Consider the following 22,280-nt stretch of genomic DNA (forward strand, 5'->3'; position numbering starts at 1 on the left):
CGGGGTCGGCATGTTTCAATCACGTTTTTTACAGTCAGAGAGGTAAAGTGTAGTGGCTCGTCCGAAGAGTGAAGATAAAAAGCAAGCGTTACTGGAAGCTGCGACCAGCGCCATTGCCCAATCCGGCATTGCCGCATCAACTGCGCTGATTGCGCGCAGTGCGGGGGTTGCAGAGGGTACGCTGTTTCGCTATTTCGCCACCAAAGACGACCTGCTTAATGCGCTTTATCTGCATCTGAAAACCGGCCTTTGCGAAGCAATGAAAGCCGGGCTGGTGGATACTGAATCACCAAAAGAGTTTACCCATAGCATCTGGAACAGCTACATCGACTGGGGCGTTCGAAACCCGACCGGGCACCACGCGCTGCGTAGAATGGCGGTGAGCGAAAAAATCACCGAAGAGACCATCACCCAGGTCAGAGCGATGTTCCCGGAGCTGCAAAAGCTCTGCCAGCGTTCGGTGCGCCCGGTATTTATGTCCGATGACTTCCGCGCCTTCGGCGATGCGCTGTTCCTGTCGCTGGCGGAAACCACGATTGAATTCGCCAGTCGCGAACCGCTGCGCGCCGATAAGTTCAAAGCATTAGGCTTCGAAGCGATGTGGCTGGCGCTGGCTGAAGGTGAGTAATGGACGGTAAAACGCTACATGAACGTGCGCACGAGTTTGCGCTGACCCTGCCCTTCTCCGACATCTACTGGCCTTTCGGCCCGGAGTACGATGTGTTCACGGTCGAGGGCAAAATGTTTATGCTCAAAGCCTATCTGCGCGGCGAACCTATCATCAACCTCAAGGTTGACCCGGAGCAATCGCTGCTGCATCAGGCCATCTACCCGCATATTAAACCGGGCTACCATATGAACAAAAAGCACTGGATTTCGGTTCATCCCGGCGATGAGATCACGGTCGATCTGCTCAACAGCCTGATTGAAGATTCATGGAACCTGGTGGTGAACAAGCTGCCAAAACGCGTGCAACAGCGCGTGTGCCCCGTCTGATTTTGCGTTAAATGCGATAAGTGTTATCGCATTTAACACCCTTCTCATTTGTTAAATCGCGCGGTACCCTGCTTTGATACGACGCACCGATTTGCGGTGCTTTTTATCATTCAGGAGTGTTTATGGACATCGTTTCCGTTGCTAAAGCGCGCTATTCCACCAAAGCCTTTGATGCCAGCAAAAAGCTGACCACCGAGCAGGCTGCTGCTCTGAAAACCCTGCTGCGCTATAGCCCTTCCAGCACCAACTCCCAGCCGTGGCACTTTATCGTCGCCAGCACCGACGAAGGTAAAGCGCGCGTGGCGAAATCCGCGGCGGGCGGCTACGTGTTCAACGAACGCAAAATGTTGGATGCTTCTCACGTGGTGGTATTCTGCGCGAAAACCGCGATCGACGATGCCTGGCTGGAAAAAGTGGTGGATCAGGAAGATGCCGATGGCCGTTTCGCCACGCCAGAAGCCAAAGCCGCTAACCACAAAGGCCGCACCTTCTTCGCCGACCTGCACCGTAAAGAACGTCACGACGATGCGCAGTGGGCAGCTAACCAGACCTACCTGAACGTGGGTAATTTCCTGCTAGCGATGGGCGCAATGGGCCTCGATGCGGTACCAATCGAAGGTTTCGACGCCGAGATTATGGACGCCGAGTTTGGTCTGAAAGAGAAAGGCTTCACCAGCCTGGTAGTGGTGCCGGTTGGGCATCACAGCGTGGAAGACTTCAACAAAGCGCTGCCAAAATCTCGTCTGCCGGAAGAAGCGGTGATTACCGAGATCTGATTTAGCGTCTGTACCTTTCCGGCGGCGCTTCGCCTGGCCGGGCTACAATATTCGAGTAGCCCGGCCAGGCGCCATATCAATACAGCAAAATCTGCGGATGTTTCACCCCGCAAGCGAGCGCATAGCGCGTCAGCGTATCAAGGCTTGCCCGCGTTACGTTAGCTTCCATTCTTGAGACCGTTGGGGCACTCACCCCCATTCGCTGCGCAACCTGCGCCCGCGTCAGTCCTGCATAGCTACGCCACTGCGCCAGCATGTCTCGCAGACGCTCCTGTCGTTCCTGCGCATCAAATGCCGCCTTCACGTCTGACCGTTCCAGCATTTCTGTTCTCAGGTCATCCCAATCAATTACCTTCTTGCTCATCCTGCATCTCCTGTAGCCGTTTTAATGCCAGACGGAGTTCCGCTGGAGGTGTTTTTTGCGTTTTTTTAATAAATACACGCAGTAAGAAAATCGTCTGCCCCTGCTGAAAGGCATAGATACCGCGACAATGAATCATCCCTACCGTACGTATTTCAAAAAGGCCGTGAGGTAGAGGTTTACTGTCTGGCTCTCGTAGAGCGGTTGGATTTAGACGAAGTTTTTCTATTTTGCCGATCATCTTCGCTTGCACAGAAGCGGGCAGTGTCAGCATTTCCTCTCTGGCATCTGCATGAACAAGGATTTTGAACACGATTTTCGTCCCTGAATATTAGCATATAAGGCAAATTGCATTAAAGGTTAATTCACCCGTTTTGCATCAACCTACTCCTGCTAGCATCAAAGTTCAGATTCCGGTTTTAAACATGGATAGCGGATCGTAAAACGCATACACTTGGTAACCCGGCCAGGCGAAGCGCCGCCGGGATCGTCTCCGTACTATAACCCCGCCAACACCCTTTCCCCTACCTCATCTACCGGTAAATAGACCAGCAATCGCGAGCCGTTGCGCGGCGCGGAGTACCAGTACATCTGCTGTAGCTGAAATTCGCCGAAATCGGGATGGCGGAAGGTTTTGATCTGATTTTCGACGCCACGGACTTCGTAGCGCTGGTGCCAGAGCGCTTCAAATTCAGCAGAGGCGGCGAAGAAGCGAGCAAGCTTATTCTCCCACGCCGGTTCTCCCCGATGCTCAGCCATCGCGGCGCGAAAATAGGAGACGAAGTTGCCTAGAACGTCGGGATTGGCCAGGCGACTACGCCAGCCGGGGTGGGTCAGATACAGGTAGATACAATTTCGTTCATCTTCGGGGATGATGGAAAAATCGACGCCCATCAGCCGACAAAATGCGTCATTCCATGCCACGATATCGAAGTTTGGCTTCTGAATACTAGCCGGTTGAGTCAGCAAACTGTCCAGCATACGGCGCGTGCCGGGGCTGATACCCTCGCACTGGGGTACATTTAAAGATTCCAGCGGCGTTAACCCCGCCAGCACAAACAGATGGCGCATTTCCAGCTCGCTGCACTGGAGCGCTTCGGCGACCGCTTGCATTACCGCCACCGACGGATTAACCTCGCGCCCCTGCTCAAGCCAGGTATACCAGGTCACGCCAACATCTGCCAGCATCGCCACCTCTTCGCGACGCAGGCCCGGCGTGCGCCGTCGCCCGCTGCGCGGTAGCCCCAACCGCTGCGGGTCGAGACTTTCCCGTCGCGCCCGAAGAAATGCACCCAACTGCTTACGGTTATCCATCTGCCGTGTCTGCAATACGTCCATTTCACTGTGGCTGATGAGGCTCATGGTATCTCCAGCATAGTAGTGCCAGTACCAGTATAACCAGGAACTGGTACCCGTTTATTTAATCAGCGATGCTACGTCCAATCGCTGAATGACGCAATGGAGTCACCATGAAAACGTCTGCTGTTTCACCCGGTCGCGCAGGGCTTTTCCTGCTGCTGACCGGCCTGATGTTGCCGCAAATCGATACCTCGATTACCAACGTCGCCCTCGATTCCATCACCGAGTCGCTGCATGCCAGCCCCACCCAGCTTGAGCTGATTGTGGCGCTGTACGGCGTGGCGTTCGCCGTCTGTCTGGCGATGGGCAGCAAGCTTGGCGACAACTACGGTCGCCGCCGCCTGTTTATGTGGGGCGTGGCGATTTTTAGCCTCGCTTCGCTGCTGTGCGGCGTCGCTAACTCAATCACTGCCCTGCTTGCCGCCCGTACGCTTCAGGGTGCCGGTGCGGCGCTTATCGTGCCGCAGATCCTCGCCACGCTGCACGTCACGCTGAAAGGGACGGCGCACGCCCGCGCTATTAGCCTCTACGGCGGTATTGGCGGCATTTCATTTATCGTCGGGCAGATGTTCGGCGGCTGGCTGGTGTCGGCGGATATCGCCGGAATGGGCTGGCGTAACGCCTTCTTTATCAACGTACCGATTGGCCTGTTGGTGCTGGCATTCAGCCGCCGCTACGTGCCGGAAACCCGCCGCGATGAACACTCAACCATCGACTGGCAAGGTACCTTTAGTCTTGGGCTTATTCTCTGCTGCCTGCTGTTCCCAATGGCGCTGGGGCCGGAACTGCACTGGCCGTGGTCGATGCGCCTGATGCTGCTGGCGATTATCCCGCTGCTGTTCTGGATGCGCGCCACCGCACTGCGCAAAGAGCAGCGCGGCGAGCACCCGCTACTGCCGCCACGTCTGTTGCAGCTGGCCAGCATTCGCTTCGGCATGGTGATTGCGCTGCTGTTCTTCAGCGCCTGGTCAGGGTTTATGTTCTGTATGGCGCTGACCATGCAGTCCGGCCTCGGCATGGCGCCATGGCAGTCGGGGAACAGCTTTATCGCCCTTGGCGTGGCCTACTTCCTGTCGGCAATGTACGCGCCGAAGCTGATTGCCCGCCACAGTATGGGACGCATTCTGGTCGCCGGTCTGGTGGTACAAATTAGCGGCCTGCTGCTACTGATGGAGACCTTCCACCACTATGGACAGGCGACCACCACGCTGACGCTGGTACCCGCCACGGCGTTGATTGGCTACGGCCAGGCGCTGATTGTGAACTGTTTCTACCGGGTGGGAATGCGCGATATCACCGCCAACGATGCGGGGGCGGGCAGTGCGCTGCTGAGTACCTTGCAGCAGGCCACGCTGGGGCTTGGCCCGGCGGTGTTTGGCTCACTGTTGCTGATGCTGATGCGCAACCATCACGGTAGCTATCCGCAGGCAATGATCGGTTTTCTCGGCGTAGAGGCGGTGATGATGCTACTGCTGGCGGTGATTGCGGTTGGCCTTCGCCATCATTTAAACCGTAGCCCGGTGATGGCAACTTCCTGATTATTAAGTTCCTGTATACCTGTTTGCATATTATAGCCAGCCTGGTCATTATTAAAGGCTGGCTATATAGGAGACGTTATGCAGGAACTCATTTCCCAGATAGAAGAGATAGGCATTGAAATAAACCATACCAATTCGCTCGTTATCATCTTTGGTATTATTTTTCTCACTGCCATCATTGTTCATCTGATTTTACACCGTCTGGTGCTGCGCACCTTCGAAAAGCGGGCGCAGGCCAGTAGCCATTTATGGCTGCAAATCATCACGCAGAATAAGCTGTTTCACCGGCTGGCATTTACGTTACAGGGGATCATTGTTAACGTGCAGGCCGTGCTGTGGCTGCAAAAAGGCAGTGAAGCGGCAGAAATATTAACCACGGTGGCGCAGCTGTGGGTGATGCTATATGCCCTGCTGTCGTTCTTCTCGCTGCTGGACGTTATTTTCAATCTGTCGCAGAAACTCTCCTTCTCTTCTCAGCTTCCGCTTAAAGGCATATTCCAGGGCGTGAAACTGGTGAGCGCGATCCTGATTGGCATCCTGATGATCTCCCTGCTGCTGGGGCAGTCACCGGCGATTCTGATAAGCGGTCTGGGGGCCATGGCCGCGGTGCTGATGCTGGTGTTTAAAGACCCTATCCTCGGTCTGGTGGCCGGGATTCAGCTGTCGGCGAACGATATGCTGAAGCTCGGCGACTGGCTGGAGATGCCAAAATATGGCGCAGACGGCGCGGTAACGGACATCGGTTTAACCACGGTCAAAGTGCGTAACTGGGATAACACCATTACCACGATCCCCACCTGGTCGCTGGTCTCTGATTCATTTAAAAACTGGAGCGGCATGTCGGCTTCCGGCGGGCGTCGAATTAAGCGCAGCCTGAACATTGATACCACCAGCGTCCATTTCCTTGATGAGCAAGAGCAGCGGCGCTTAATTCAGGCTCGACTGTTAAAACCCTATATGGACTCTCGTTATCAGGAAATAAGCCTATGGAATCAGGAGTACGGCAGCGATGATTCGGTGCTTAACCTGCGTAAAATGACCAATATCGGTACCTTCCGCGCCTATCTCAACGAATATCTTCGTAACCATCCGAAGATTCGCAAGGATATGACGCTGATGGTACGCCAGCTGGCACCGGATAATAACGGCCTGCCAATTGAGATATATGCCTTTACCAACACCGTTATCTGGGCGGAATATGAGAGTATTCAGGCGGATATTTTCGACCATATTTTCGCCGTGGTCGAAGAGTTTGGCCTGAGAATACATCAGTCGCCGACCGGTAATGATATTCGCGCCCTTGCGGGCGCTATCGGGCAGTAATCACCCCACCTCAGGCGACTGAATCAGGGCGATAAACTTGTCAGCCAGCGGGTTTTTCCGGCTGGCTGACCAGGCCACCGCGGTAGTGATCACCTCAATCGACCGGTCAAGCGGCACTGTCACCACGTTGGCCGGTGACAGACGCTCCAGCGACTCCGGCACCAGCGCAATGCCCTGCCCGCAGCCAACGAAAGCAATCTGTGAAGAGACCGAGCGTACGTGGTGAATAATCCGTGGCGAGAAGCCTTCGCTGCGACAGGCGGCAGTAATGCTGTCGAAATAGACCGGGCTCAGGTGACGCGAGAACATCACCCACTCTTCCTGCATCAAATCACGCAGCGCAATCTGCGACTCACCGGCCAGCCGATGCTGACGAGGCAACGCCACCACCAGTTCAGCGCTGGACAGCGGCAGCAGCGTAATACCCTCGCCCATCTCCCCGGTCAGGCGCGCAAAGGCCAGATCGATCTCGCCGTTTTGCAGCGCCAGCACCGCTTCGGCACTGTCGATCTCCTTAATGGAAATCACGATATCGGGGTAGCGCGCTTTCATCTTATCAATCAGCGGCGGCAGCACGTCGAGCATGGCGGTGCTGATGGCCCCGATGGTTAGCATGCCGGTATGCCCGGCCACCGCTTCGTTCACCGCCAGCTCCAGCCGTTCAACCTGCTCGGCAAAGCGTTTGACCGCAGGTAGAATGGCGAGCCCTACGGGCGTGAGCTGCACGTTGCGCTTTGAACGGTCAAAAAGCTGCACCTTCAGCGACTGCTCCAGCACCTGAATCTGCTGGGTTAAGGGCGGTTGCGTCATACCAAGCCGCTTCGCCGCGCGGCCAAAATGCTTCTCCTCCGCCACGGCGAGGAACAGCCACATATGGCGAATAATGCGAAAATTGATCATCTCTGCATGGCTCCCTTCAATACTTGCACCAACCGATATTAAAAATATATCAGAGCATTACTTTAATACGATTTTACATATCAGAGAATCACGGCGACGATAGCCACCCCACGAATGCATAAGAAGAGTGACCATGCCCCACGAATTTCACCGCGCGCGACTTTCGCTAACGGTACAAGCGACGCCGATGCAGGTGTCTGCCATTCACCGTTCCGGTAGCCGTGAACCGATTGTGTTTCTCCACGGCTTCGGTTCAACCAAAGAAGACTATGCCGATATCGTGCGCCACGTCGCGTTCGACGGGCGGCCGTTTCTCGCCTACGACGCCCCCGGCTGCGGGGAGACGCAATGCCCAGACATGCAGAAAATTTCGATTCCGTTTTTAGTCGAGACGGCGCTCGCGATGATTGACCAGATGGGCTTCCAGCGTTTCCACCTCGTCGGCCACTCCATGGGTGGGCTGACCGCGCTGATGCTGGCGCATACCCATCCCGACCGGGTTCTGAGCTTTGTGGATATCGAAGGGAATATCGCGCCGGAAGATTGCTTCCTGAGCCGCCAGGCGATTGATTATCCGCACGGCGACGATGAGCAGTTCTTCGCGAATTTTATCGCCCGTACTCATCAATCTCCGGCGTGGGCCAGCGCGCTGTATGCCGCCAGCCTCAAGCATAAAGTGCGAGCAGCCGCGGTCAGGCCCATTTTTACCTCGATGGTGGACTATTCCGACCACGGCGATCTGATGGCGAAGTTTTTAAATCTGCCCTTCCCAAAAATGTTTATGTACGGTGAGCAGAACAGCACGCTGAGCTATCTGGCAGATATCGAACAGCGCGGTGTAACGCTTGCTGAAATTCCCCACTGCGGGCACTTCCCGATGTATTCCAACCCGGTAGTGATGTGGGAAAAAATCAGCGAACTTCAGGAACGCATAGGATGAAGTTGCATCTTACGTCCCGGGTTGCCGGATTTTCGCTGGCGATTCTCGCCGCCTTCGGCTTTTCGTTTAAGGCGATATTCGTCAAGCTGGCATACCAGGTTGCGCCGGTCGACCCGGTCACGCTGCTGATGCTGCGCATGTCGATGTCGCTGCCGCTAATTGCCCTTACTGCGCTGCCGGTGCTGCGTAAAATACCAACGCTACATCGCAAAGATTACGTGCTGCTGACGGTATTAGGGGTGGCAGGCTATTACGCTTCGGCGATGCTCGATTTTATGGGCTTGCAGTACATTACCGCCGGGCTTGAGCGGCTGATTCTGTTTACCTACCCGATGCTGACCATCCTGATTGGCGTCTTTTTTCTCGGCAAAACCTTTGAGAAGAAGTTGCTGCTGGCAATACTGCTCTCCTACGGCGGCATTCTAATTGCCTTTGTGCACGACCTCGGCCTCACCGCCGATAGCCATTCGGTGCTGATCGGCGGTTCGCTGGTGTTTGGCTGCGCTATCACCTACGCCATTTACAATGCCGGGGCGGAAGTCGCTATCGGACGCATGGGGGCGATCCCGTTTTCAATGCTGGCGCTGCTGGTGTCGATTGCGGCAACGCTGGTGCACTTTTTTGCCACTCGTCCCGTTGCCGCGCTCAATCTGCCCTGGCAGGTGTATGCCTACAGCGCAGGGATGGCGGTATTTTCCACGGTGATGCCGATATTCTGGCTGTCGTCGGCCATTCATCGCATCGGCGCGGCGAAGGCGGTACTGATAGGGCTAATCGGCCCGATTCTGACTATTCTGTTTAGCTGGTGGCTGCTGGACGAGCCGCTGTCGGTGGAGCAGTTACTGGGGACGGGGCTGGTGGTGTGTGGGCTTCTGGTGGTTATCAGGCGGTAGGTGAAACATTGCCGGATGGCGCTGCGCTTATCCGGCCTACAACAGCTGTCGGGTCGTCCGGTCCACAATGCGATCTCCTGTAGGCCGGATAAGGCGTTTCGCCGCCATCCGGCAACACTAACATCAGGCGCTGGCGCGAGGAATAAAGCGCCACTCCAGCATCACCCGCTCTGGGGCAACGTCCGGGTTATCAATTTTGTTGAGCAGCAGCGTCACCGCTTTGGCGCCAATCTCTCTTGAGGGCTGCTGCACGGTGGTGAGCTGCGGCGAGACCATTTCCGCTAGCTCCGTGCCGTCGAAACCCACCACGGCGATATCTTCCGGTACGCGCAGCCCGGCTTGCTCAATAGCGCGGATAGCCCCTGCAGCCAATGAGTCCGAGATGGCAAACACCGCATCCGGGCGCGGGTTCAGCGCCAGCAGGTTTTTCATCGCCGCCTTTCCTGCCGCCGCGCTGAGATCGTCGGCATATTCCACCGCCGCGAAATCAAGCCCCTGCTGTTGTAGCACGTCCTGATAGCCCTGTTCGCGCAGACGAGCGTATTTATAGCTTAAATCATGGTTAATCAAGGCAATACGCTGGTGTCCCTGCGCCGCCAGATAGCCAACCGCATGTTGGGCCGCATCAACGTCGTTAATACCCACGCAGGAAACATCCCCTGCATCGGCGTATTCCGCGCACTGTACCCAAGGCGCGTCGCCAATCACCGTGGTCAGTTCCGGCAGACGGGCAAACGCATCCATGGTGATAATGCCGTCGACCATTTTGCCGGTCAGCAGACGCAGGCCTGACTTCGAACGTTCGATATCAGAACCAGAGTTGCAGAGCAAAATACGGTAGCCGTTTTTCTCAGCTTCCTCTTCAATACCCTTCACCACTTCTGCGCAAAACGGGTTAGCGATGTTTGACACCATCACCAGGATCATCGAGCTACGCGCCGTGCGCAGCTGGCGCGCCAGCAGGTTCGGTTGATAGTTACTCTCTTTGATAGCCTGAAGCACCCGCTCGCGGTTCTTCGCTTTCACCGTATCGCTGTTGTTCAACACCCGCGATACGGTGGCTACCGACACCCCCGCCAGCTGGGCGATTTTCTGAATTGACATACTACGCCGTTCCCTGCAATTAACGCTTTGCGTGCAGGCTACCATAAAAACGGGCCCGGCGTACCGGGCACAGGGTTATTGTTCGACGCTGACCCAGCGCCGCTGTTGATGGCTTTTCACAATTGCATCAATGATATACATCACGTTCGCCCCCTCGCTGAATGAGGCAAAGCGGCGCTCATGCTCCTGCGGCATCGCCCCTGCACGCACCGCCTGGTAGAAATTGAGCATCATGTTTTTAAACGCGTCCGGCCAGCCTTCGTTATGCCCACCGGGGAAGTGCGCCTGCCCGGCGACGTCGCGGTTCAACAGGCTCGGGTCATCGCTCAGCAGCTGGTTGGGTTGGCTACGATGACCAACCCACAGCTGCTGCGGCGTTTCCTGATCCCAGGCCAGTGAACAGGCGCTGGCGTTGATATCAAAATGGAGGCGGTTTTTGCGCCCGGCGCTCACCTGCGAGACGCTAAAGCAGCCTTTACTGCCGTCGTCAAAGCGGAACAGCACCGAGCCGGCATCTTCGGTGGTCACCGGCACGTCCTGGTAACCGGAGGAATCAGGTTGTTCGCTGAAGGTCGCCTGCGTCCCAAGGCTGGCTTTGCGGGTCGGCCAGACGATAGCGAGGTCGGCCATCACCTCGACAATGCGCCGCCCGGTGACAAACTGCACCGTATCGCACCAGTGCGAGCCGATATCCGCCACCGCCCGGGAAACGCCGCCCTGCTGCGCATCCACGCGCCAGTTGAAGTCGTTTTCCAGCAGCATCCAGTCCTGGTGGTAGCCGCCGTAGGCGGAGAAAAGTCGCCCGGCGCTGCCATCGCGCATCATGCTCGCCGCCTGCTGCACCATCGCAAACTGGCGATATACAAAGCTCACGCCGTGCACCACACCCGCCGCTTGCGCCATCTTAACCAGCTCTCGCGCCTCTTCTGAGGTCATACATAACGGCTTTTCAGAGAAGACATGTTTCCCCGCCCGCAGGATCTGCCGGTTCACCTCGGCATGCAAAAAGTTCGGGGTGCAGTTATGCACCACCTGTAACCCCGGGTGCGCTAGCAATGCGTCAACATCGCCATAAGCGTGCGGAATATTAAGCTGCTGCGCCTTCTCCTGCGCCTGTGCAAGCGAAGCGTCGCACAGCGCCACCACCTCAACCAACCCCAGACGGCGTAGCGCTTCAATATGAGCCGGGCCAATAAAACCTGAGCCAACAATACCGACCTGAATCATCCGCGTACCTCGCTGCCCGCGGCAAAGTCATCAAAGGCCCGTGCGGATACGGGAATGATATGCCGTTTGATAAATTCGCTGCCTTCACGCGCGCCGGTCTGCGCGTCTTTCAGGCAGCACTCCCACTCCATCACCGCCCAGCCGTCAAAATCGTACTGGCTGAGCTTGCTGAAGATCTTTTTAAAATCGATATCGCCGTCGCCCAGCGAGCGAAAACGCCCGGCGCGCGCCAGCCAGTTCTGATAGCCGCCGTAGACGCCGCTGCGCCCGTTGCGCTCGAACTCCGCGTCCTTGACGTGGAACGCCCGAATGCGCGAATGGTAGATATCGAGATACGCCAGGTAGTCGATATTCTGCAAATGCAGATGGCTCGGGTCGTAGAGCATGTGGCAGCGCGAATGGTTATCGACCTTCGCCAGGAAGCGCTCGAAGGTCACGCCGTCGTGCAGGTCTTCACCGGGGTGAATTTCGTAGCACAGATCGACGCCGTGCTCATCAAAGCAGTCCAGAATAGGCCGCCAGCGGCTAGCCAGCTCGTTAAACGCTTCGTCCAGCAGCGCCGCATTGTGCGGCGGCCACGGGTAGAAGTAAGGCCACGCCAGCGCCCCGGAGAAAGTGGCATGTGCCTTCAACCCCAGACGCGCCGACGCTCGCGCCGCATTTTTCACGCTCTCAACCGCCCACTGCTGGCGCGCCGCCGGGTTACCGCGTAGCGCCGTCGGGGCAAAAGCATCAAACGCGCTGTCGTAGGCGGAGTTCACGGCCACCAGTTGGCCTTCAAGGTGCGTAGAAAGTTCGCTAATGACCAGCCCGCGCTCGGCAAGCCTTCCGGCGATGTCGTCACAGTAAGTCTGGCTGGTCGCAGCCTGCGGTAAGTCAAAAATCGCCGGGTGGTTGCACGGCAGCTGCAGCGCCTTAAACCCCAGCCCCGCCGCCCATTGGGCTAGCCCATCGAGCGTATTAAACGGCGGCTCTGCGCCAATAAACTGCGCCAGAAAAATGCCCGGTCCCTTGATGGTTTTCATACCCCCCTCCTTTCAGAAAAATTACGCCTGCGCTTTCTCGTCATATTTGAACGAGACAAGGAAAATCAGTGCAATAACCACCGCGGCCACCGCCGGGATCCACCAGAAATTCACCCAGGCCGCCGGAATGGTTTGCCCGGCCACCAGATGGTTGTAGAGCGAGCCGGAAATCTGCGAGCCCAGCAGCATACCGATGCCATAGGTGAACATCACCACCATACTCTGCGCCTGCCCTTTCACCTTTTCGCCCGCCACACGGTCGGTGTAGATAAAGCCCACCACAAAGAAGAAGTCATAGCAGACACCGTGCAGCAGGATACCGAGGTACAGCAGGAAGCGCGTCTCTTCGTTGATGCCCAGCGCAAAGAACATATAGCGCACAAACCACGCCAGCATGCCGATCAGCAGCATGTACTTCACGCCCAGACGGCGGAACAACAGCGGAATAATCAGCATGAAGAAGATTTCCGACATCTGCCCGAAGGACATGGCGGTACTGACATCCGCGACGCCCGCGTCCGCGAGGAACGAGGCGGTGTAGGCGTAGTAGGTGCCAAGCGGCACGGAAATCAGCGTGGCGCAGACGGCAAACACCAGGAAGTGACGGGTTTTGAGTAACGCAAAGGCGTCGGCGCAGAACAGATCGCGCAGCTTAAGCGGCTGCCCTTTCGCCGGTGCCGGCGTGTGCGGCAGCGTCAGGCTATAGACCGCCAGCACCACCGAGCACAGCGCCGCCAGCGTGAAGATACCGGTGGTGTCGGAGATGCCGGTCACGCCGATAAAGATCCCGGCAACAATCCAGCCGATAGTGCCGAACACGCGCACCACCGGGAAAGTTTTGTCGATATTGCTCAGGCTGTTGAACGCGATGTTGTTGGTCAGCGCCAGCGTGGGCATGTAGCACAGCGTGTAGCCGAACAGCAGCGCAATCAACAGCGCGCCGTTTTCCGCCACCAGTGCCTGCGGCACAAACCATAGAATCGCCGCGCCCAGCAGGTGCATCACCGCCATCACCTTTTGCGACGGGAAGAAGCGGTCAACCAGCATCCCGAGGACAAACGGCGACAGGATCGAGGCAATCGGCCCCGCCGAGAAGGCATCGCCAATCAGCAGCGACATGTTGTACTGGGTCATCACCAGGCCAAGCGTCACCGACCAGCTTCCCCAGATAAAAAACTGCATAAACATCATTAACGACAGGCGCGGGACTAACAGCCGGTGCTGTACGCCGCTTTGAACACGACTTTCCGTTGTAGACACCATGTTTTCACCCTCAAAAGTAATCGATTACAAAATTAACTCGGAAGAAAAGTAATCGATTACAAAAAGAAGATCCCGTCTGCTGTTGTCAATTTGGGAGAAACATCACGATTAAAAAACAGGCGGCTGTCGGAAGGGAATCGTAGGGGGATATGAACACGATGAAAATGGGCGGTGCATTCCCGGGGTCGTATACGCTCGCCCGGGCTACGTGAGATTAGCAGCCCGGGCGGGAAAACTTACGCTTTGCGGCGCAACGTTTTAAACGCGACAAACAGGAACACCACCCACACCGGCAGCAGAATCGCCGACAGTCGCATGCCGTCCATGGTGCACATCAGCACGAGGATCATCAGCAGGAAGGCGATGCAAATATAGTTGCTGGCCGGAGCCCACAGCGCTTTGAACTTCGCTTCGCGGCCTTTACGGCGCATGGCGGCGCGGAACTTGAGGTGCGCCATGCAGATCATAATCCAGTTCAGCAGCAGCGTTGCCACCACCAGCGCCATCAGCAGACCAAAGGCTTTTTGCGGCAGCAGATAGTTAACCAATACCACCAGCGAAGTGATAGCACCGGAGAGCAGCAGTGAGTTTACCGGCACGCCACGTTTGCTGACCTTAGTCAGGAAGCGCGGGGCGTTACCCTGCACGGAAAGGCCAAACAGCATGCGGCTGTTGGAATAGACGCCGCTGTTGTAGACCGACAGCGAAGCCACCAGAATGACGAAGTTCAGCGCAGAAGCGACAACGTTACTGTCCAGATTGTGGAAGATCATCACAAACGGGCTGCTGTCGGATTGAATGCCCTGCCACGGGTAGAGTGCCAGCAGCACAATCAGCGAGCCAATATAGAACAGCAGAATACGGTATACCACCTGGTTCACCGCTTTCGGGATCGTGGTCTCCGGGCTGCGCGCTTCCGCCGCCGTAATACCGATAAGTTCCAGCCCGCCGAAGGAGAACATGATCACCGCCAGCGACAGAATCAGCCCTTTCCAGCCGGTGGCGAGGAAGCCGCCATCGCGCCAGAGGTTGCTGATACTGGCATGCTCGCCGCCGTTGCCGGTCGTCAGCATCCAGATACCGAAGCCAATCATGCCGATAATCGCCAGCACTTTAATCAGCGCAAACCAGAACTCGGTTTCGCCATACAGGCGCACGTTGACCAGATTCACGGCGTTAATCAGCACAAAGAAGCCCGCCGCCCAGATCCAGGTTGGGACGTGCGGCAGCCAATATTGCATATAGATCCCGGCGGCGGTCAGTTCGGCCATGCCTACCAGCACGAACATTACCCAGTAGTTCCAGCCAGAGAGAAATCCGGCGAACGGCCCCCAGTATTTATAAGCAAAATGGGCAAATGACCCGGATACCGGCTCTTCCACTACCATCTCGCCAAGCTGGCGCATGATCAGAAAAGCGATAACGCCAGCGATAGCGTAACCCAGCACAACGGCCGGGCCTGCCATTTGAATGGCCGGGCCAATACCGAGGAACAGGCCGGTGCCGATAGCGCCCCCGAGAGCGATTAATTGAATATGGCGGTTCTGTAATCCGCGGTGAAGCGTCGGGCTATTATCCGACGATGCATCCGGTTGATTCTGGCTGGATGCTGATGACGCGTTTTTCACGTCTATCCCCTTAGCATTTTTATGAAGGGGCACCTTTTAACACTTAGCGCCGCTTGCCGCAAGGCCATCAGCACCGGCTCCCCAGAGGTAAAAAGCCCCGAAAAGCACGTGCTTTCGGGGCAATAACCCTATTTTAGCAATGACTTAGAAGTCGTAGCTGACCGAGACTTTTAAGGTGCGCGGCTCGCCCTGGTAGATATAGACGCCGGTGTCATCAGCGCCAGACCAGTAGTTCTGGTTGGTTACGTTGGTCACGCCCACGCGCCACACCAGATCGTTCTGTTCCTGGTTCAGGTGCATGCGGTAGCGCATTCCCAGATCCAGCGTCGTGTAGCTATCGAGCTTTTTGGTGTTGGCGGTATCAGCATACTGAGAGCCAGTGTGGTTTACTCGCGCGGTGGCCGTCAGCCCATCAATCGGCTTGATGTCGTATTCTGCCCCCAGCACCGCGTAGAAGCGGGATACGCCAATCGCATCGTTACCATCATTAGTACCGCCAGCGGTTTTGGTTAATTCAGGGTCAATCCACAGCGTACTGCCAGTCAGGCGCAGGCCGAGCACCGGTTCACCAAACACGTTCAACTCCACGCCGCGGTTACGCTGCTCGCCGTCCATCCGGTAGTACTTATCGCTATCCAGCACGCCGGATGGCTTGGTTATCTGGAACAGCGACAGCGAGCCCCCCACGCGCTGGTAGTCAATTTTTATGCCCACTTCATCCTGCTTAGAGTGGGCAATGCCGATGCTCTGACCGTAGTTTTTCGCCGTTATCGGCGCATTGTTTGCAGGCTGCAGCGCTTCGGTATGGTTGGCGTACAGCGAGAGCGTCTCCCACGGTTTGTACACCAGGCCAAACGTTGGCATCCAGCGGCTTTCGGTAAAGCTTGAGGTGGTGGTTTCAAGACCAGTCTGATTATCATAGTTACGGATCACCACTTTCTGGTGACGCGCTGCGGCGGTAAACAGCAGGCTGTCGTCGAAGAAGCCCAGCGTATCGCTGAGCAGCCAACCCTGGGTGCGGTTGCGCGCGGTAGTCAGTGGATCGTCATAGTGGCCGCCCTTTGGGTTCGGCTTATAATCCGGCATGTCCACATCATGACTGTTGTAGATATTGATAGTCGGGTTTTTAGCGCTATCAGACATGCGCCAGGCGGTCGCATCGCGACGCATCTGCGCCGAGTAGCCCACGTTCACTTTATGGGAGACAACGCCGGTATCAAAGCTACCGCGAATACCGCCCATACCGCTAAAGCTGTCAATAATGCGGTTGGTATCCAGACGACCGACGGTGGCGGTGCCGTCGACGTTAGTCAGCTTCGGCGCCGCGTAGATGCCGAGTTCATGCGCGTGCTGCGCACCCAGCCCGGCGTAGGTTGTCCAGTTATCGGTCAGGTCATACTCGGTTTTAACCATGCCGAATTCGTTTTCGATATCGCTATAGCCCCACTTCTGCGCGTAGCTTTTGGTGGCGTCCGGCACCGCTGGAATTTCGGCAATATTGGCCACGCCCACGCCCATCTCACCGCCGTGGAAGGTCTTTTTCTGATAGCCAAAATCAAGCGAGGAGCGCAAACGGTCACCGCGATAGTCCAGGCCCAGCGATGCCAGGGTGGTACGACGCTTGTCGTTGTCGATACGCCCTTCCCCTTCACGGTGCAGCAGGTTCACGCGCGCGCCAAACTGGTTGTCATCGCCGAAACGACGCCCAACGTCCAGCGAGCCGCCCACCTGGGAGTCAGAGGTATAATCCACGCCGACGCGCGTGGTTGGGATATCTTCAGCACGTTTAGGCTCAAGGTTAATCATCCCGCCCACGCCGGAGCTGGCCGCGCCGTTAACCAGCGCATTCGCCCCTTTAAAGACTTCGATGCGTTCCAGCATCTGGGTGTCTACCACCTGACGAGGTACCACGCCGGAGAGACCGCCCATGGTCATATCATCGCCATCAAGCTTAAAACCACGAATGCGGTAGGTTTCCGCAAAGTTACCGTAGCCCTGCACCGCCTGAACGCCCGCGTCGTTTTTGACCACGTCAGCAATGGTTTTAGCCTGTTGGTCCTGCACCAGCTTCGAGGTATAGCCGATGACGTTGAACGGTACGTCCATCGCCTTCTGCTCGCCCAGCATCCCCAGGCGACCGCCGTGGGCAATTTGTCCATCAAGGTAAGCCGGCACCAGATCTTCGCCGCCCGCTTTGAAATCGCTGCCGTCAACGCCCTGAACTACCATCGTTTCTGGCTGATTTTTCTTGCTTGCGTCATCTTCAGAGGTTGCGGCATAGGCCGCAGGCAGCACGGTGCTTATCGCTAGTGCCAGCACGGAGAGTTTTGTTTTCATGAGAGCATCCCTTGGTATCGAATAAAAAATTCATTGCCGGTCCCAACGGGGTTCTCGCTGCTCACGCCCCAGAATCACCCTGTGAAATGCTCTCACCGATTACTGAGCCAGCTGGATAACAACAATGAATAAAAATGAGATCGAGAACTATACTCATTATCAAATTGTGATCAAGTATCAATCATGAGTAGCAAAGCGGAAATAACCACAAAAATTTCATGCCGTTGTTAACGAATCAGCGCACAAAACTCTTCCGCGCCGCCGTGTGGCTTACTGCATAATGATGTCATCGCCCTCAAAGGACTCTCTCGTGCTGCTCAAAATCATTCTGGCTATGGTCGCCTTTGCCGCCAACTCTCTGCTTTGTCGGCTGGCGCTGAAGGGGCTGCATATGGATGCGGTATCGTTTAGTAGCCTGCGTCTGCTGAGCGGAGCAATAGCGCTTTTTCTGCTGCTGCAGCTACCGGGTCTACGCCGCAAGCCTGAGTTCAACTGGCTTAATGCCGCGCTGCTGGCTACTTACGTGTTTGCCTTCTCGCTGGCCTATCTGTCGTTAACCACCGCCGCCGGGGCGCTGCTGTTGTTCGGCACCGTACAGTGCGTGATGACCGCCTGGGGGTTGATGCGCGGCGAGCGGCTAACCGCGCTGAAGAGTCTTGGCATGCTGGGGGCGATGGGCGGGTTGGCGCTGTTGCTGTTGCCTGGTGCAGGGCATCCTTCCGGCAGCGCGTCGCTGTTGATGATCCTGTCCGGCGCGGCGTGGGCCGTTTACTGCATTACCGGCAAGAGAGTACAAAATGCGGCCGCAGCCACCACCGGGAATTTCATTCTGGCGGCTCCGATGGCGCTGGCGGTGCTGCTGCTGAGCGGCCTTCACGTTCATGTGGATGCCGTGGGACTAATGCTGGCGGTGCTCTCCGGGGCGCTGATGTCCGGCGGGGCCTATTTGCTCTGGTATTCGCTATTACCCCAGCTCAGCCCCACCACGGCCAGTACGCTGCAGCTTAGCGTCCCTTGCCTTGCCGCGCTGGGCGGGCTGCTCTTTATGGGTGAAGCCATTGATATGCGCATGCTGCTGGCGATTGTTATCACCCTTTCCGGTATTGGTCTGGTGATTGTGGCGGACAGGCGGCGGGTTTAATCCGCGCGCGTGCTCACCGCCCGCCACAGCGCAGACAGTCGGGTGAGCGTGTCATCAATCAACATCCGCTTTTCGCTTCCCGGTCGCCAGATTGTCACCATGGTCTGGCTAATACCTTCATTCCCTACCACCGTGGGAATCACCGAAACATGTTTCCAGCGCGCCGCCTCAAAATGGGTCGGTAAAAATCCCCATCCGCACCCGGCTTCCATCAGGCTGCGCAGCATTTCAAGCTCGTTGGCCACAATGATATTGCCGGAGATTTGCAGCCGCCGCGCCATGGGAACGTCGCTTGCAGAGTGCATTACCACCTGCGGCGTCAAAGAGAGGTCAAGCAGTGAACATGGGCGCGCGACATCGGCAAACAGCGACTCTGCGGCGTAAAAATCCATGTCGATGGCCCCGAGCGCGCGCCACTCCATATCGCTGCCGACGCTGTGGTTGTTGGCCTGAAAGAAGCCCAAATCGGCCTGCCCGCTCGCCAGCGCTTTTTCACCTTCGGCGCGTGAGGTGCATCTCAGGCTCAGGCGTATCTCCCGCGCCGCCATCTGGGTAATTAATGCCTGCAAAAATCGGCGCGGCGTAAAGGGATCGTAGGCGACCCCCAGCTCCTGAACCTCTGTTGACGGCACCTGACGGGCAAACTGTTCGAAGGCTCTAGCCTGACGCATCAGTAGGTGCGCCTGGCGATGAAGTTGTTCGCCTTCTGTCGTCAACTGCAGCGCTCGCCCCTGACGGACAAACAGCGGGTAGCCAAGGCCATCTTCGAGCAGATCGATAAGATCGCGCAGCGTAGTGCGATCTTTCTCCAGCTTTATCGCGGCCTTCATCAGGCTACCGTGCTCTGCGACGGCGGTGAAGGCTTCAAGCTGTGAAAACGAGTAGGACAATGACGGCACGCCGGGCTCCTTTTGCAGTACTTATGGGGGTTTTTCCCCCATTACGCGTTTTTTATTATAGTGCGGCGATTTTTATACTGCACCCATCCCGTCACCCCGCCGGGACAACGTGTCTATTGGTATAACTAAAATCGAGAACGCTATGAATAATAAACATAAATCCTTACCTGCAAAGTACTGTCTGCTGGCAAGCCTGGTGGCCACGGCATTCCTCTCTTCTCCCGCCATAGCGGCCTGTGAAGGCACGGAACTCACCGCCTGCCCGGCCCCTTTTGATACCACCCTGCCCGATACCAAAACCATGCTGACCTGGGATCAGGCCGAGCGCGTTATCGGTTTTCGTAACGACTACCGTAATTACCAGGGCGATGTTTTCCATCATGGAAAATCCGTGCCGTTAGTGGCGGCAGAAAAACCGCTGACGCAGGCGAGCTATCAGGTCAACGGCAAACAATGGACGCTTCAGGACTACCTTAAACGCCAGAACGTCACCGGCATGCTGGTGCTGAAGGACGGTAAAATTGCCTGGAAATATCTGGGCGAAGGCAACACCGACACCACGCTGTGGACCTCCCGTTCGGTAGGGAAATCGGTAGTCTCGACGCTGGTAGGCGTGGCGTTAAAAGAGGGAAAAATCCACTCGATGGACGATCTGGTTACGCAGTATGAACCCGATCTGAAGGGCACCGCTTGGGACGGCGTGACGCTGAAACAGTTGATTCAGCACACCTCCGGCGTAGCGTGGAATGAAGATTACGCCAACCCGCAGTCGGATTTCGCGAAGCTCACGCAATGTGAGGCGCACGCGGGTACCTACGACTGCGTCCGCACGCTGGTCTCAGGCCTGAAACGCGCCCATCCGGCAGGCGAAGTCTGGTCTTACTCCTCCGGCGGCGCCTGGTTGCTGGGCGATGTGCTGGAGCGCGCGACGGGCATGACGCTTGCCGCCTACCTTGAGCAAAGCATCTGGCAGCCGTACGGGATGGCGAGCGATGGCGTATGGCACGCCTACAGCAAAAACCAGCATGATGTTGGCGCACACGGCTTTAACGCCACGCTGGAAGACTGGGGCCGCTTCGGCGAATTCGTGCTGAACAACGGCCGCCTGCCGAACGGTAAGCAGATTCTGCCGGAGAACTGGGTTGCCCAATCCGCTGACTGGAACACGGCGAAAAACTCGGTCTCCGCAGCACATCCGCAGGGGCTTTACGGCTACCAGTGGTGGAATAACGAGGTGCCTGCCAATGCGAAAAACGTGGTGCCAGCACCGCAGGACTCGCTCAAAGGCTCAATGTGGGCACTGGGCATTTACGGCCAGATGATCATGGTCAACCGCGCGGAAAATCTGGTGATCGTCCAGTGGTCAACCTGGCCGCAGGCGGAACCGTCGTTCAGCGCCCAGCCACTTGAGGCTTCGCTGATGTTCAGCGCCATTGCAAAGGCATTGCATTAATCATTCGCAATACAGGGCATTAGCCAGCAAATGACCACGCCAGAGCCCTACTTTACGCTCTGGCGTTTGCAGGTCAGGCCTTCGGCTCTACTGCGATAAACATTTCGATATCCCAGTAACCCTCTTCCGCCCCGTTGTTGTGGTAAATCTCAAAGCAGGGCTTTGGTGCCCACTGATGGGTTTCGTCCTTCATGACACTATCAAAGAACTGATACCACGGCGTAGCGAAGTCGTGGTCGATAACACGAGCCTGCGCAACGGCATATAGCCCACCCGCCACTTCCGCCAGCATCACCCCTTCGCTATTGGCCGGAATAACAAAATCATCGGCCACCGACACTACGGTATCGCAGCGCAACTTCTCGGCAGGCACTTCATCCGGGTTATCATAATAGACGGCAAGCCACTCTTGCGCGGGGATCTGCTGACCATCTACCCACATCATCAGCTGTTCAAACCCTTGTTTGACCGTCTGTTCCCACGGCCCAACCATATGAAAACCAGCGATTTTACGTTGCTTAACCTGCTTAATCTCGTAGTCCATACTGCCTCCGCTAAAACACTGTGATTTCATACAGTATAATTGACGTATTCTGGTTTAGACAAATGAACAGTGAACATTATGTGAGCAGATTCGCACTCTTGCCAGGGGAAGAATGTAGGGGGAATTTCAGGAAAATGGTGCGGAGATATGCTCACCTGGCACCTAGTCACCTGACCGAACACGCACGTCAAATTGACTCGATTTTTGCCGATGATGTCCCAAATATGTCCCACATCGGAAATCAGGAGGAAGCGAAAGAAGCGTAAGCTATTGAAATGAAATGGCGCGCCCTGCAGGATTCGAACCTGCGGCCCACGACTTAGAAGGTCGTTGCTCTATCCAACTGAGCTAAGGGCGCACTGGGGAAGTCAAAACTTCATGGTGGGGTGAAACGCGTGGAATTATACGGTCACTGGCAGGTGAGTCAATCCATTTCCTTACGAAACCTGCGCGGGATGAGGCAGTGGACAAAGAGCAGCCAACTATCGTTCAACTCTTCGACAAAATCACTTTCCGCGGAAAACTCGCAAACGATACCTGACAGCGAGGCTCGCATCTGACAAAATATGTCCA

Annotated in this window: 21 protein-coding genes, 1 tRNA gene and 1 pseudogene; 10 read left to right on the forward strand and 13 right to left on the reverse strand. The window is 56.5% G+C overall.

Annotation, left to right across the window (positions count from 1 at the left end):
- Positions 1-52 precede the first annotated feature (52 nt).
- From ACLGE8_RS02415 to nfsB, 3 genes are all read left to right on the forward strand, one after another.
- Positions 53-628 carry a TetR/AcrR family transcriptional regulator gene (locus ACLGE8_RS02415; RefSeq protein ID WP_410996163.1) on the forward strand — a complete coding sequence of 192 codons (576 nt, stop codon included), beginning with the start codon at positions 53-55 and terminating at the stop codon, positions 626-628.
- Positions 628-996 carry an MmcQ/YjbR family DNA-binding protein gene (locus ACLGE8_RS02420; protein WP_410996165.1) on the forward strand — a complete coding sequence of 123 codons (369 nt, stop codon included), beginning with the start codon at positions 628-630 and terminating at the stop codon, positions 994-996. The genes ACLGE8_RS02415 and ACLGE8_RS02420 overlap by 1 nt, the downstream gene beginning before the upstream one ends.
- Positions 997-1,118: 122 nt before the next feature.
- Positions 1,119-1,772 carry an oxygen-insensitive NAD(P)H nitroreductase gene (nfsB, locus tag ACLGE8_RS02425; RefSeq protein ID WP_185669551.1) on the forward strand — a complete coding sequence of 218 codons (654 nt, stop codon included), beginning with the start codon at positions 1,119-1,121 and terminating at the stop codon, positions 1,770-1,772.
- Positions 1,773-1,848: 76 nt separating this feature from the next.
- Here nfsB and ACLGE8_RS02430 read toward each other — a convergent pair whose 3' ends face one another.
- The 3 genes from ACLGE8_RS02430 to ACLGE8_RS02440 all read right to left on the reverse strand — a co-directional run bounded on the left by ACLGE8_RS02430 (position 1,849) and on the right by ACLGE8_RS02440 (position 3,471).
- On the reverse strand, positions 1,849-2,136 hold the full coding sequence (locus ACLGE8_RS02430) for a helix-turn-helix domain-containing protein (RefSeq protein ID WP_410996167.1): 288 nt from the start codon (positions 2,134-2,136) through the stop codon (positions 1,849-1,851).
- Complete coding sequence (locus tag ACLGE8_RS02435; RefSeq protein ID WP_410996169.1) at positions 2,117-2,446, reverse strand: type II toxin-antitoxin system RelE/ParE family toxin; 330 nt, start codon at positions 2,444-2,446, stop codon at positions 2,117-2,119. Before ACLGE8_RS02435 ends, ACLGE8_RS02430 begins: the two co-directional genes overlap by 20 nt.
- Before the next feature lie 185 nt (positions 2,447-2,631).
- The gene (locus ACLGE8_RS02440; protein WP_410996622.1) at positions 2,632-3,471 is read right to left on the reverse strand and encodes a helix-turn-helix transcriptional regulator; all 840 of its coding nucleotides are present in this window, start codon (positions 3,469-3,471) and stop codon (positions 2,632-2,634) included.
- A gap of 131 nt (positions 3,472-3,602) precedes the next feature.
- On the opposite strand from ACLGE8_RS02440, the gene ACLGE8_RS02445 reads away from it, so the two are divergent.
- Both ACLGE8_RS02445 and ACLGE8_RS02450 read left to right on the forward strand, forming a co-directional pair.
- Positions 3,603-5,030, forward strand: a complete 1,428-nt coding sequence (locus tag ACLGE8_RS02445) for an MFS transporter (RefSeq protein WP_410996171.1) — start codon at positions 3,603-3,605, stop codon at positions 5,028-5,030.
- Between the two features lie 78 nt (positions 5,031-5,108).
- Positions 5,109-6,353 (forward strand): mechanosensitive ion channel family protein, encoded by a 1,245-nt coding sequence (locus ACLGE8_RS02450; RefSeq protein WP_410996173.1) that lies wholly within the window; start codon positions 5,109-5,111, stop codon positions 6,351-6,353.
- Here the strand turns inward: ACLGE8_RS02450 and ACLGE8_RS02455 are convergent, their stop codons facing one another.
- The gene (locus tag ACLGE8_RS02455) at positions 6,354-7,253 is read right to left on the reverse strand and encodes a LysR family transcriptional regulator (RefSeq protein WP_410996175.1); all 900 of its coding nucleotides are present in this window, start codon (positions 7,251-7,253) and stop codon (positions 6,354-6,356) included.
- Between the two features lie 133 nt (positions 7,254-7,386).
- Here ACLGE8_RS02455 and ACLGE8_RS02460 point away from each other — a divergent pair, with 133 nt between their 5' ends.
- The gene (locus ACLGE8_RS02460) at positions 7,387-8,193 is read left to right on the forward strand and encodes an alpha/beta fold hydrolase (protein WP_410996177.1); all 807 of its coding nucleotides are present in this window, start codon (positions 7,387-7,389) and stop codon (positions 8,191-8,193) included.
- Entirely contained in the window at positions 8,190-9,086 is an 897-nt protein-coding gene (locus tag ACLGE8_RS02465) for a DMT family transporter (protein ID WP_410996179.1), read from the forward strand. Before ACLGE8_RS02460 ends, ACLGE8_RS02465 begins: the two co-directional genes overlap by 4 nt.
- A gap of 123 nt (positions 9,087-9,209) precedes the next feature.
- On the opposite strand, the gene ACLGE8_RS02470 is transcribed toward ACLGE8_RS02465, so the two are convergent.
- From ACLGE8_RS02470 to ACLGE8_RS02495, 6 genes are all read right to left on the reverse strand, one after another.
- Positions 9,210-10,190, reverse strand: coding sequence for a LacI family DNA-binding transcriptional regulator (locus tag ACLGE8_RS02470; RefSeq protein WP_410996181.1), 981 nt, complete (start codon positions 10,188-10,190; stop codon positions 9,210-9,212).
- A 75-nt stretch (positions 10,191-10,265) separates the two neighbouring features.
- Positions 10,266-11,417, reverse strand: a complete 1,152-nt coding sequence (locus tag ACLGE8_RS02475; protein ID WP_410996183.1) for a Gfo/Idh/MocA family protein — start codon at positions 11,415-11,417, stop codon at positions 10,266-10,268.
- Positions 11,414-12,442 carry a sugar phosphate isomerase/epimerase family protein gene (locus tag ACLGE8_RS02480; RefSeq protein ID WP_410996185.1) on the reverse strand — a complete coding sequence of 343 codons (1,029 nt, stop codon included), beginning with the start codon at positions 12,440-12,442 and terminating at the stop codon, positions 11,414-11,416. The genes ACLGE8_RS02475 and ACLGE8_RS02480 overlap by 4 nt, the downstream gene beginning before the upstream one ends.
- 21 nt (positions 12,443-12,463) lie before the next feature.
- Positions 12,464-13,705, reverse strand: a complete 1,242-nt coding sequence (locus tag ACLGE8_RS02485) for an MFS transporter (RefSeq protein ID WP_410996187.1) — start codon at positions 13,703-13,705, stop codon at positions 12,464-12,466.
- Between the two features lie 236 nt (positions 13,706-13,941).
- Positions 13,942-15,333: a phenylalanine transporter gene (gene pheP, locus ACLGE8_RS02490; protein WP_410996189.1), complete on the reverse strand. Its 1,392-nt coding sequence runs from the start codon at positions 15,331-15,333 to the stop codon at positions 13,942-13,944.
- Positions 15,334-15,477: 144 nt separating this feature from the next.
- Positions 15,478-17,670, reverse strand: coding sequence for a TonB-dependent receptor (locus ACLGE8_RS02495; RefSeq protein WP_410996191.1), 2,193 nt, complete (start codon positions 17,668-17,670; stop codon positions 15,478-15,480).
- A 310-nt stretch (positions 17,671-17,980) separates the two neighbouring features.
- Here ACLGE8_RS02495 and ACLGE8_RS02500 point away from each other — a divergent pair, with 310 nt between their 5' ends.
- A complete protein-coding gene (locus ACLGE8_RS02500) occupies positions 17,981-18,811 on the forward strand; it encodes an EamA family transporter (RefSeq protein WP_410996193.1) in 831 nt (276 codons plus the stop codon).
- On the opposite strand, the gene ACLGE8_RS02505 is transcribed toward ACLGE8_RS02500, so the two are convergent.
- Positions 18,808-19,710, reverse strand: coding sequence for a LysR family transcriptional regulator (locus ACLGE8_RS02505; RefSeq protein ID WP_410996195.1), 903 nt, complete (start codon positions 19,708-19,710; stop codon positions 18,808-18,810). The two genes, ACLGE8_RS02500 and ACLGE8_RS02505, sit on opposite strands and share 4 nt — an antisense overlap.
- A gap of 142 nt (positions 19,711-19,852) precedes the next feature.
- On the opposite strand from ACLGE8_RS02505, the gene ACLGE8_RS02510 reads away from it, so the two are divergent.
- Entirely contained in the window at positions 19,853-21,163 is a 1,311-nt protein-coding gene (locus ACLGE8_RS02510; protein ID WP_410996197.1) for a serine hydrolase domain-containing protein, read from the forward strand.
- A 73-nt stretch (positions 21,164-21,236) separates the two neighbouring features.
- On the opposite strand, the gene sbmC is transcribed toward ACLGE8_RS02510, so the two are convergent.
- The gene (sbmC, locus tag ACLGE8_RS02515; protein WP_410996199.1) at positions 21,237-21,707 is read right to left on the reverse strand and encodes a DNA gyrase inhibitor SbmC; all 471 of its coding nucleotides are present in this window, start codon (positions 21,705-21,707) and stop codon (positions 21,237-21,239) included.
- A 131-nt stretch (positions 21,708-21,838) separates the two neighbouring features.
- Between sbmC and ACLGE8_RS02520 the strand changes: the two are divergent.
- Positions 21,839-21,973: pseudogene (locus ACLGE8_RS02520) on the forward strand (integrase); the annotation flags it as partial.
- Between the two features lie 15 nt (positions 21,974-21,988).
- Here the strand turns inward: ACLGE8_RS02520 and ACLGE8_RS02525 are convergent.
- Positions 21,989-22,065, reverse strand: a tRNA-Arg gene (locus tag ACLGE8_RS02525).
- Positions 22,066-22,280: the final 215 nt, after the last annotated feature.

The sequence above is a fragment of the Kluyvera sp. 142486 genome (assembly GCF_046569695.1).
Lineage (GTDB): Bacteria > Pseudomonadota > Gammaproteobacteria > Enterobacterales > Enterobacteriaceae > Kluyvera.